Annotated in this window: 8 protein-coding genes; 4 read left to right on the top strand and 4 right to left on the bottom strand. The window is 67.3% G+C overall.

Annotated elements, in window-relative coordinates:
• The first annotated feature begins 96 nt into the window (after positions 1 to 96).
• Complete coding sequence (locus tag R2C4_RS20765; RefSeq protein ID WP_244940842.1) at positions 97 to 1,125, top strand: zinc ABC transporter substrate-binding protein; 1,029 nt, start codon at positions 97 to 99, stop codon at positions 1,123 to 1,125.
• A 31-nt stretch (positions 1,126 to 1,156) separates the two neighbouring features.
• On the opposite strand, the gene R2C4_RS20770 is transcribed toward R2C4_RS20765, so the two are convergent.
• Complete coding sequence (locus tag R2C4_RS20770) at positions 1,157 to 2,428, bottom strand: NAD(P)/FAD-dependent oxidoreductase (protein WP_141892214.1); 1,272 nt, start codon at positions 2,426 to 2,428, stop codon at positions 1,157 to 1,159.
• On the bottom strand, positions 2,418 to 3,920 hold the full coding sequence (amaB, locus tag R2C4_RS20775) for an L-piperidine-6-carboxylate dehydrogenase (RefSeq protein ID WP_141892215.1): 1,503 nt from the start codon (positions 3,918 to 3,920) through the stop codon (positions 2,418 to 2,420). The genes R2C4_RS20770 and amaB overlap by 11 nt, the downstream gene beginning before the upstream one ends.
• A 153-nt stretch (positions 3,921 to 4,073) precedes the next feature.
• Between amaB and R2C4_RS20780 the strand changes: the two genes are divergently transcribed.
• The 3 genes from R2C4_RS20780 to R2C4_RS20795 all read left to right on the top strand — a co-directional run bounded on the left by R2C4_RS20780 (position 4,074) and on the right by R2C4_RS20795 (position 7,411).
• Positions 4,074 to 4,964, top strand: a complete 891-nt coding sequence (locus R2C4_RS20780) for a LysR substrate-binding domain-containing protein (RefSeq protein WP_141892216.1) — start codon at positions 4,074 to 4,076, stop codon at positions 4,962 to 4,964.
• A gap of 1 nt (position 4,965) precedes the next feature.
• Complete coding sequence (locus R2C4_RS20785; protein WP_141892217.1) at positions 4,966 to 5,853, top strand: LysR substrate-binding domain-containing protein; 888 nt, start codon at positions 4,966 to 4,968, stop codon at positions 5,851 to 5,853.
• A gap of 349 nt (positions 5,854 to 6,202) precedes the next feature.
• On the top strand, positions 6,203 to 7,411 hold the full coding sequence (locus R2C4_RS20795) for a pyridoxal phosphate-dependent aminotransferase (protein WP_141892218.1): 1,209 nt from the start codon (positions 6,203 to 6,205) through the stop codon (positions 7,409 to 7,411).
• Here R2C4_RS20795 and R2C4_RS20800 read toward each other — a convergent pair.
• Positions 7,408 to 9,948, bottom strand: coding sequence for an AMP-binding protein (locus R2C4_RS20800; RefSeq protein ID WP_141892219.1), 2,541 nt, complete (start codon positions 9,946 to 9,948; stop codon positions 7,408 to 7,410). The genes R2C4_RS20795 and R2C4_RS20800 overlap by 4 nt on opposite strands.
• A 235-nt stretch (positions 9,949 to 10,183) precedes the next feature.
• Entirely contained in the window at positions 10,184 to 11,299 is a 1,116-nt protein-coding gene (locus R2C4_RS20805) for a Do family serine endopeptidase (RefSeq protein ID WP_141892220.1), read from the bottom strand.
• Positions 11,300 to 11,387 lie beyond the last annotated feature (88 nt).

Below are 11,387 nucleotides of genomic sequence, written 5' to 3' on the forward strand. Positions count from 1 at the left end.
GGCGGGTCCTTTGAGGGGCGGGTGATTTGTCTCTTGATATGTTATGTTATGACGTTTATCAACTGCGTGATGTTATAAGATTACATGGGGCTTGATATGCGGAACTCTAGCGTGTGGAAAAGCGGTGCGGCGGTGGCGGTGGCCGTGCTGGCCGGGGCAGGCGGGGCCTGGGCCGGGGTGCCGAAGGTGGCGGCGGATATCACCCCTGTGCACGGGCTGGTGGCGCGGGTGATGCAGGGGCTGGGCGCGCCGGCCCTGGTGGTGCCGCCGGGGGCGTCGCCGCATGGCTATGCGATGCGCCCGTCCGAGGCGCAGGCGCTGGACCAGGCGGATCTGGTGTTCTGGATGGGCGAGGCGCTGACCCCCTGGCTGGAAGGCCCGCTGGAGGAGCTGGCGGGCGATGCGCACCGGGTGGAGCTGCTGGCGGCGGAAGGCACCGAAGTGCTGGCGTTCCGCGAAGGGGCCCGGTTTGAGGCGCATGGGCATGACGAGGATCATGGCGATCATGAGGATCACGATGATCACGGTGATCACGCAGGCCATGAGAATCATGCAGACCATGACAGCCGCGAGGACGATGGCGATCACGCGGATGCGCACGGGCACAGCCATGCGGGCGCCGATCCGCACGCCTGGCTGCTGCCGGCCAATGCACAGGCCTGGCTGGACGTGATCGCAGCAGAGCTGGCAGAGCACGACCCGGACAATGCCGCAGCCTACAAAGCCAATGCAGAGGCCGGCAAGCAGGAGATTGCGGACGCTGCCGCCAGTATCTCGGCGTCGCTGGAACCGTTCCGGGCCAAGCAGTTCATCGTCTTCCACGACGCCTATCAGTATTTCGAGCGCGGTTTCGGCCTGAACGCGGCCGGTGCGATTTCACTGGGGGATGCGGTCAAGCCGAGCCCGGCGCGGATTGCCGAAGTGGGCGGCGTTGTGGCCGATCTCAAAGTGTCCTGCGTGTTCTCGGAGCCGCAGTTCAATCCGGGCGTGGTCGCCACCGTGCTGGACGGCACCGGAGCAGGCACCGCGCTGCTGGATCCGCTGGGCGCCAAACTGGAGCCGGGGCCGCAGTTTTACCCCGCGCTTCTGCGGGATATCGGCAGCGCGATTGCCGGGTGCGAATGAGTGAAGGGCGGGCCGGGGCGGCCCGTCTTTTTCATCTGTCGCTGACCAGATGGGTCAAGGTGGCGCCGGTCTCATAGTAGGCGCTGCGCAGGCCCGCGAAGGGGATCGCGTGATCCTTGGCAGGCGGCACGGGCAGGCGGGCGCTGTCGCCGCTCAGCAGCGCCTCGGCCATGGCGGCACCGAACAGGGTGCCGGGGCCGATGCCACGGCCCGAATAGCCGAAACAGGCATATCCGCCCTGCAGGTCCAGGATCTTGGGCAGATGCTCGGTGGTCATGGCGATGCGGCCGTGCCAGTGGTTGTGGAGCCGCGCATCCTTCAACTCCGGATACAGCGCCGCCAGCTTGCGGGGCAGCCAGCTGCGGTGCAGGGCGCTGCCGGCATGGTTGAGCGCGCCCATGCCGCCGATCACCAGCCGCCCGGCTTGGTCGAGCCGCCACGACGACATCACCAGTGCGGTGTCCCAGCAGCCTTCCTTGTTTGGCAGGATTTTCTCCAGCAGCGCGGCGGGCAGCGGATCGGTGGCGGCCTGGAAGTAATGGACCGGAATCACCGAAGGCGCCTCGTAGCCGGAAATGCCGCGCGCATAGGCGTTGGTCGCCATGATCAGGTGGCGCGCGCGCAGGCTGCCCTTGGGCGTCGCCACTTGCCAGCTGCCGCCGTCGCGGCGGATGGCGGTGGCCGGAGAGCAGGTGTGCAGCTGCGCGCCCGCCGCGGCGGCGGCGCGGGCGAGGCCGCGGGCGTAGGCCAGCGGCTGGATGGTGCCTGCGCGCGGGTCGAACAACGCGCCGTGCACGGCGTTGGACCCGGTGCGCTGCACGGCCTCCTCGCGCGGCAGCAGCTCCACCGGCGCGCCGATGGCGCGAAGCTGGGCGTGGCGGCGCTGCAGGTCTTTCAGCCCGGACGGCGCATGGGCGCAATGCAAGGTGCCTTTGCGCTCCGGCTCGCATTGGATGGCGTGTTTTGCGATCAGTTCGAACACAATCTGCGGCGCGCCGGCCAGCAGGGCCGACAGGCGGCTGCCGGCCTCTGTCCCCAGTGCGGCGTTGATGTCCTCCGGCGGCAGCCAGAGGCCGGCATTGGCCAGCCCCACGTTGCGGCCGGAGCCGCCGCTGCCAGTATCCTCCGCCTCGATCAGACGGACCGAGGCGCCCAGTTCGGCGGCCTTCAAAGCGGCGGAGCAGCCGGTGTAGCCGCCGCCAATCACCACGAGGTCGGCCTCCGCCTCCCCGGAGAATTCCGGGAAGGCTGGGGTTTCCTGGCAGGTTTGATGCCAGAGGCCGGACGCCAGATCAGATGTCAAACTTGATCCCCTGAGCAAGCGGCAGCGCGCGCGAGTAATTCACGGTGTTGGTCTGCCGGCGCATGTACCCTTTCCAGGCGTCGGAGCCGCTTTCGCGGCCGCCGCCCGTCTCCTTCTCGCCCCCGAAAGCGCCGCCGATTTCCGCGCCGGAGGGGCCGATGTTGACGTTGGCAATACCGCAGTCGGAGCCTGCTGCCGAGAGGAAATATTCGGTTTCGCGCACGTCGGTGGAGAAGATGCAGGAGGACAAACCTTGCGGCACTTCGTTCTGCATTTCAATGGCTTGGTCCAGATTGGAATACTTCACCACATAGAGGATCGGGGCGAAGGTTTCGGTGTGCATGATGGCAGTCTGGGCAGGCATCTCGACAATCGCCGGGTGGACATAGGCGGCGTCTGCGTGGCTGTCCGCCAGCGCGCGTGCGCCGCCATGCACGGTGCCGCCCTCGGATTTCGCCCGTTCCAGTGCGCTGCTCATCGCATCCAGCGCGGCGGCATCGATCAGCGGGCCGACCAGGGTGCCATCGGCCAGCGGGTCGCCGATCGGCAGGCCCTCATAGGCCTTGATCAGGCGCGGGATCAGCGCGTCATAGATGTCCTCATGCACGATCAGGCGGCGCAGGGAGGTGCAGCGCTGGCCGGCGGTGCCGACGGCGGAGAACACGATGGCGCGCAGGGCCATTTCCAGATCGGCGGAGGGCGCCACGATCATCGCGTTGTTGCCGCCCAGTTCCAGAATGGTGCGGCCGAGGCGTTTGGACATATCGGCGGAGACCGCCTTGCCCATCGGCACCGACCCGGTGGCGGAGATGATGGCGACGTCATTGGAGGCGGTCAGCGCCTCGCCCAATTCGCGCTCGCCGATCAGCACCTGAATGAGGCCCTCGGGCGCGTCACCGCCGAAGGCCGCCATGGCGCGGTCGCAGATTGTCTGCACGGCGAGGGCGGTGAGCGGGGTTTTTTCCGACGGTTTCCAGATCACCGGATCGCCGCAGACCAGCGCAAGGGCTGCGTTCCAGCACCAGGGGGCGACGGGGAAGTTGAAGGCGGTGATGATGCCGCAGGTGCCCATTGGATGCCAGCTCTCGCGCATGGCGTGGCCGGGGCGTTCGGACGCGATGGTGAGGCCGTAGAGCTGGCGCGACAGGCCCACCGCAAAGTCGCAAATGTCGATCATCTCCTGCACTTCACCCAGGCCTTCCTGGTAGATCTTGCCGCATTCCAGGGTGACGAGGCGGCCCAGGTTTTCCTTTTCGCGGCGCAGTTCCTCGCCCAAGAGGCGCACCAGCTCGCCGCGGCGCGGGGCCGGCACCAGGCGCCAGGATTTGAAGGCGGCCTTGGCGGCGGCGATCTGCGCTTCGGCCTCCGCCATGCTGTGGGGTTTCAGCCGGGCGATTTCGCTGCCGTCCACCGGCGTGGTGACGGAGAGGCTGCCGCCAGTCAGTTCGGCTTGGGTAAGGCCGGCAGCGGCGAGAATGTCGGAATGGGGCATGTCGGAATCCTTTGGATGCGAGGGCAGGGCATGAGCAAAACTTTAGCCTGCTTTGCGCTAATGTCCCGCCGGGGGTCGGTCTGATATAGAAATTGCACCGCCGGGCGCGGATTGCTATTGAAACTAAATCGTGAAGCTATGAGCTAAGATCATATGATTGCCCCGCGCCGCTTTTTGCCCTCGATCCCGTCTCTCTTGGCGCTGGAGGCGGTTGACCGGCTGGGCAGCGCCTCGGCGGCGGCGGAGGATCTGTCGCTGACGCAAAGCGCCGTCAGCCGCCAGCTGAAACAGCTGGAAGAACAGATGGGGGTCGATCTGATCGCCCGTGACCAAATGCGGATGCAGCTGACGCCGGCAGGCGCAGGCTTTGCCAAGGAGGCGCGGGCGATCCTGACCCGGCTGGCGCAGGCCTCGGTCAAGCTGCGCGCGAACCCGGACGGCGGCAGTTTCACCCTGTCGATCTTGCCGTCCTTTGGCCTCCACTGGCTGGCGCCGCGGCTGAAGGGGTTTGCCGCATCGCACCCCGGCATCACCGTGAACCTGCACACCCACAATCTGCCGTTCAGCTTTGACGGGGGCAGTGCGCAGGCGGCGATCCATTACGGCACGCGCGACTGGCCGGGGGTGGAGTATCTGCCCCTGATGCCGAAACATGTGCTGCCGGTCTGCGCGCCCGGGCTGATGGACGGGCCGGTGGCCCGCCCGGCGGAGCTGCTGGACTATCCGCTGCTGCATCTGGAGACGCACCCCGATTGCTGGGAGCAGTGGTTTCATCTGCACGACGTGCCGGCGGAGAAGCTCAGGGGGATGCTGTTTGACCAGTCCTCCGCCATGACGCAGGGGGCGGTGCATGGGCTGGGGGTGGCCTTGCTGCCGGATTTCCTGGCCGAGAATGAGATTGCGCAAGGCCGGCTGGCGCTGGCGATGGAAGGCGAAGCTGTGAGTCTGGGCGAATACTTCCTGGTCTGGCCTGCGGATCAGGCGGAGGAGTATCCGCTGATCAAGTTCCGCGAGTGGCTGCTGGCGCAGCTGGAGGAGAAATGACATGCGGCTTCCAAGCCTGACCCATCTGCGCTGTTTCGAGAGCGCTGCACGGCACCAGAGCTTTACCGCTGCGGGGGAGGAACTGGGGCTCACCCAAAGCGCGGTCAGCAAGAAGGTGAAGGAACTGGAGGCGGATCTGGGGTTCGACCTGTTCCAGCGCGCGGGCCGCGGCGTGGTGCTGACGCCGGCCGGGCAGGGGCTGGCCGCCGATCTGGAGCTGGATCTGGCGGGCTTGCGCGCCACCTTGCAGAAGGCCGCTGCCGCCGGGGCCGGGCGGTCGGCCCTGCGGATTGCGGTGCTGCCGGGTTTTGCCAACCTGTGGCTGATCCCGCGGCTGCCGGATTTCTTTGCCCGCCACCCGGAGGTGGAACTGAGCTTCTCCACCCGGCTGGAGCCGTTTGATTTTGCGCGGGAAAACTTCGACCTGGCGGTGCATTACGGGCTGGATAACTGGCCCGGCACTCATATGGCCCCCTTGTTCGGGGAGGAGATGGTGCCGGTCTGCGCGCCGGGGTTCCATGCCGCGTATCAGCTGGAGCGGACGGAAAATCTGGCGCAGGCGCCGCTGTTGCATCTGGAAAGCCGCGCGGGGTCCTGGGCGGAGTGGTTCGAGCGCGCCGGTCTGGCGGGCGCGCCGCGGCAGGACGGGCGCTATTTCGATCAGCATTCGATGGTGATTGCCGCCGCCACGGCGGGGCTGGGGGCGGCCATTGTGCCCTATGACATGGTGGCGCGGGAGATCGCGCCAGGGGATCTGCTGCGGATACCCGGTCCGGCGCTGGTGTCGCGCAAGCGCTATTACCTGGTGCGCCCGCACGGGCCGGTGCCGGAGGCGGTGCAGAAACTGGAACGATGGCTGAAGAAGCAGTTGCATTCGAAGTCGAATTGAGACCTTTTGCCCGGCTTGCCCGGCTTGCCCGGCTTGCCCGGCTTGCCCGGCTTGCCCGGCTTGCCCGGCTTGCCCGGCTTGCCCGGCTTGCCCGGCTTGCCCGGCTTGCCCGGCTTGCCCGGCTTGCCCGGCCGGCAGGCCGGGCTGCACCTGCCTGCCCGTCAAAGCGGAGGTTTGCCTCCGGCAAAACGGACAGGTGCATTCGCACCTACCCAGGCAGGCGCAGCCCTGCGCGGCAGAAACGGGACCAATGCCGAACCGGAATGGGTTGTGTCGTAAAGCGACGGTTTTCCGAAGTGCAGCTTTCGTTTCAAGCTGGCTTTGCCAAAACCAGCAGGGAGCCTCCGCCATGGCCCAATTCCGCCGCGCCAGCCGTCTTGACCCGATCGAAGTCTCGGAAATCCTCACCATCGGCGCCAAGGCGGCAGAGATGAAGCACGAAGGCGCGCCGGTGATCATCCTTGGCGCGGGCGAGCCGGATTTCGACACGCCGGAGCACATCAAGGAGGCCGCCGCCGCCGCGATGCGGGCGGGGGAGACCAAATACACCGCGCTTGGCGGCACGCTGGCGCTGCGGCAGGCCATCCAGGCCAAGTTCCAGCGCGACAATGGGCTGGACTACACGCTGGACGAGATCGTCGCGGGCACCGGCGCCAAGGAAATCCTCTTCGACGCTTTCATGGCAAGCCTCAACCCGGGCGATGAAGTGATCGTGCCGACGCCCTACTGGACCTCATATTCCGATATCATCCGCATCGCGGGCGGCGAACCGGTGCTGGTGCCTTGCGGGGATGATACCGGCTTTCGGCTGACGGCGGACAGGCTGGAAGCGGCGATCACCCCGCGCACCCGCTGGCTGCTGCTGAATTCGCCTTCGAACCCGGCAGGCGCCGGCTACAGCGCCGCCGACTATCAGCCGCTGCTGGAGGTGCTGCTGCGGCATCCGGATGTCTGGCTGATGGCCGATGACATGTATGAGCACATCATCTATGGCAGCTTTGAATTCGCAACACCTGCACAGGTGGAGCCGCGGCTGAAGGACCGGGTGCTGACGGTCAACGGCGTCTCCAAGGCTTATGCGATGACCGGCTGGCGGCTGGGCTATGCGGGCGGGCCGAAGGCGCTGATCGACGCGATGAAGGTGGTGCAGTCGCAATCGACCTCGCATCCCTCGTCCATTTCGCAGGCGGCGGCGGTGGCGGCGCTCAACGGCCCGCAGGAGGTGCTGGCCGAGCGGCGGGAGAGTTTCCAGGCGCGGCGCGACCTGGTGGTGGAGGCGCTGAACGCCATGGAGGGGATCACCTGCCCGGTGCCGGAGGGGGCGTTTTACACGTTTGCCAATTGCGCAGGGCTTCTGGGCAAGCGCACCCCTGAGGGCCAAGTGCTGGAGACGGACGCGGATTTCTGCGCCTATCTGCTGGACCAGCACCATGTGGCGGTGGTGCCTGGCCGCGCCTTTGGCATCTCGCCCTATTTCCGGATTTCCTATGCCACCTCCGAGGCAGAGCTGCGGGAGGCACTGAGCCGGATCGGCGGGGCGGTGGCGGCGCTCCGCTAGGCTTCGGCCATGGCCTGTTCCGGGCGGTTGCGCGCATTGGACCAGGCCTGCACCAGCTGGCGCTGCAGCGCGGCGGCGGCAAGGCCCAGGGCGATGCCCCCGAAGATGGCCAGTGCATCGTTCAGCGGGCTGCGGCCCTCCAGCCCGATCACCGGCATCAAGAGCTCCGGCACGAAGCGGTGCAGCAGGTAGATCGGGAAGGCCGCCTGCGCCAGCCGCATCATCGGGCGGGCGGCAAAGCGCGGCACCGGCAGGCGGCTGATGAACAGCAGCCCGGCGATCAGCGCCAGCAGCCACATGTATTTGATCCAGGCCCCGTACCAGTTTCCGCCCAGATAGGCGGCGGCGGGCATGATCACGCAGGCCGCCCCCAGCACCAGCAGCCGCTGCCCCAGCGTCGAGGCGGCGGTGATGCACCAGCCGAGGGCAAAGAGGTAGAAGACCCACGGCACGGTGAACTGCGCGCGGCCGCCGATCTGCCAGATTTCCGGCGCGATCAGCCTGATGGCGACGGCAAACCCCAGGAAGCAGAGGCCGGTGCGGAACGCGCCCTGCCGCACCAGCCAGCGCCGCACCGGCGGCAGGGCAAACGGCAGCGCCGCCAGCAGCGTCATTTGCAGATACGCCTCGATGAACCAGTAAAGATAGGGCAGCATCAGATGCGTTTCGGGCGTTGTCAGGGCAAAGTTGCCGGCCAGAAAGACCGAGGCCCAGGGCACCTGCTCCCAGGCCACGGCATAGCCGGCCAGGATCAGGTAATAGGGGGTCAGCACCGCTGCCACCGGTTTGAAAAAGCTGCGCATGCTGCCGGATGCCAGCGCGTCCCAGCGGAAGCCTGCAATGCTCATCCCCATCAGGATCACCATTGCGGCCGCACCGCCGTAGACCGGCCAGAATGTCTGGTGCGCAGTGACCACGGCGAGGATGGCAACCACCCGGGCCACCAGGTCAAAGGGCAGGCTGGCGGAGGGTGCCGGGGCTGCCTGCTCCAGATCCTTGACCGGCATGTCTTCCCAGCCGGCCGGGGCGCCGCCCAGGGCCTCGTCCAGCGCCAGCGACAGCTCCACATGGCGCAGCGAGTCGCCGCCAAGCGAGGCGAAACTGTCGTTGCGGCCCACGGTTTGCGGTGCAAAGGCGGCCTGATAGGCGGCGAGGACGCCTTTCGCAGGCGCAGATTTAGCAGACTGCGCCTTGAGCGCCGGATAGTCGATCTTGCCGTTGGCGCGGCGCGGCAGGGAGGCGCGCGGGATCACGGTGAAATGCTGCTGGCCAACGCCGGTCAGCCGGGCCGCCAGCGCGGCGATGCCGTCCTGCGGTCCGCAGACGGCGATGGAGATGCGGGCGTCGTCGCCCCAGACCGCGGCCTCATGCCCCTGGGCGGCGAGGGCGCGTTCGATGGCGTCGTGGCCGATGCGCAGGCCCGCGATCTTGGACATCCGCGACAGCCGTCCGGTGATATGATAGAGCCCGTTTGCATCGCGCCGGGCCAGGTCGCCGGTGGCCAGTTCGCTGAGCTCCGCGCCCCTGGCCAGATCGGCGCTGTCTTCGGCATAGCCCATCATCACGTTAGGGCCCTGGTAGATCAGCTCGCCTTCGCCCTCGGGCGCGGTGATTTCCTTGCCGCCGGCATCGCGCAGCAGCAGGCGGCCGCCGGGGATGGCGCGGCCTGCCGCGCCGGGGTTTGCCAGCGCCTCTTCCGGCGGCAGGTAGCTGATCCGGGCGGTGGCCTCGGTCTGGCCGTACATCACAAAGAACCGCCCGGCGCGGGCCTGCATCCGGCTGGCCCAGGCGCTGACCTGATCCGGCTCCATGGCCCCGCCCGCCACGGTGAGGGTCTTGATGCTTTCGGGCAGGGCGTGGGACAGGCCTGCGCTCTCCAGCAGCCTGAAGTGGTGCGGCACACCGGCCAGGCTGGTGGCGCCGGAGGCCTCCAGCGCGGCGGCGAAACCGGCCTCCAGCACCGAGCCGGGGGCGAGCCAGAGGCTGGCGCCGGCTGCCAGATGCGAATGCAGCACCGACAGGCCATAGGAATAATGCAGCGGCAGGATCAGCGCGGCGCGGTCCTCTGGGTGGATTTCCAGATACTGCGCAATTGCGCGGGCGTTGGCGTCCACGGCGGTACCGGTCAGCCGCACGCCGCGGCCATGGCCGGTGCTGCCGGAGGTTTGCAGCAGCAGCGCAAGCTCCGGGTGGATGGCGGCGGGCTCATGCGCATGGGCCAGCAGCTGCCAGGCGCCGCCAAGCCGGCGGAAACTGGCGGCAGGGCGGAAACGTTCCTCCAGCCGGGCAGCGGTTGCTTCATCCCCGGCGGGCAGCGGCATCACTGCGTGGCCCGCGGCCAAGGCGCCAACATAGGCAGTGATGGCCTCGGGATCGGCGGCGGCTTCCACCGCAATCAGCTGCCGGTCCTGCGGCAGCAGGGCGCCAAACTGCGCTGCGGCATCGGCCAGTCCGGCGTAGGACAGCCCGGGTCCACCCGCCGTCTCCAGGCAGGGCCGGGGGCCGAAAGCGCGCAAATTCTCGAGGTCAAAAAACATCCGCAACTCCTTCGAGGGCGGCGGGTAAGATAATTTACTAATTTTGTCAATTATTGATGCGGGCCGGCCGCGCTGCGCTTTCTCATGCCCTCGTGCGGACCCTGTCTGAAGTATGTAATCAACATTATGGTAAGAATGGATTGAGCCGTGACAGCAATGGTTGGCATCGCCCGGCTGAACACATGCGGACACCCCCGCCGACAGCCCGGCGGGGGTGCGATGGCGGCGCAGGGGGTCAGGTTTCCTGGCCGGAACGGTCGCCCAAGGTCACGTCCAGCGTCAGCGCCTTGCCCTGGCGCAGCACCTCGATCTGTGCCGACTCACCGGGGGCATTCATCGCCACTGCCGCGGTCAGATCGCGCAGCTCTTCAATTTCGGCACCGCCAAAGCGCAGCACCACATCGCCGGGCTTCAGGCCCGCTTTGGCAGCGGGGCTGTCTGCCTGCACGCCTTCAATCACCACGCCCTTGCCGGCCTCGCGGCCCAGCACGTTGGCGGCGTCCTCCGACAGCGGCTTGATTTGCACGCCCAGCCAGCCGCGGGTGATTTCGCCGTCATCTTCCAGATCGGCGACGATCTTCTGCACCATGTCCGAGGGCACCGCAAAGCCGATCCCGACGGAACCGCCGCCCGGCGAATAAATCGCGGTGTTGACGCCCACGACCTCGCCTTCGGCATTGAACAGCGGGCCGCCGGAGTTGCCCCGGTTGATGGCCGCGTCGGTCTGGATGAAGTCGTCGAACGGGCCGGAGTTGATGTTGCGCGAGGTGGCCGAGACGATGCCGGAGGTCACCGTTCCCGACAGGCCGAACGGGCTGCCCATGGCGATGACCTCATCGCCCACCCGCAGCTCCCCGGAGGAGCCGAATTCCACCACCGGCAGCGGCGCGTCCGCCGCTACCTTAAGCAGCGCGATGTCGGTCAGCGGGTCGGTGCCGACAACGGTGGCGTCATGCTTGCTGCCGTCGGCCAGGGTCACGGTTACCGTCTGGGCGTTTTCGATCACGTGGTTATTGGTGACGATCAGCCCCTCCTCGGCAATCACAAAGCCGGAGCCTGCGCCTTTCATCGGGCGGCTGTCCGGCTGCTGCGGCATGCGGCCCCCGAAGCGGCGCATGAATTCCTCCATCATCGGGTCATTGGGCATTGCCTGGTGGTCCGACACGGGCTGCGCCTTGCCGGTCACCTCGACATAGACAACCGCGGGCGCGACGGTTTCGACCAGATCGGCGTAGCCGCCGGCAGGCACCGCCAGCGCAGCGGCCGGGGTCAGCGCAAGCATCGCGGCGGCCGAAACGGCGGCGGTCAGGCCAAAGGCAAATCTCTTGGGGGCGGTGGCAGGATTGGACATCTTCGTCTCCTTGCGTTGAAGTGATGAAAGCCAGATGGAGGGCTTGGATTTCAACCGCCTGACGCCTTCTATACAGATCTGTAATGTG

The sequence above is a fragment of the Leisingera aquaemixtae genome (assembly GCF_006740765.1).
Taxonomy (GTDB): domain Bacteria; phylum Pseudomonadota; class Alphaproteobacteria; order Rhodobacterales; family Rhodobacteraceae; genus Leisingera; species Leisingera aquaemixtae.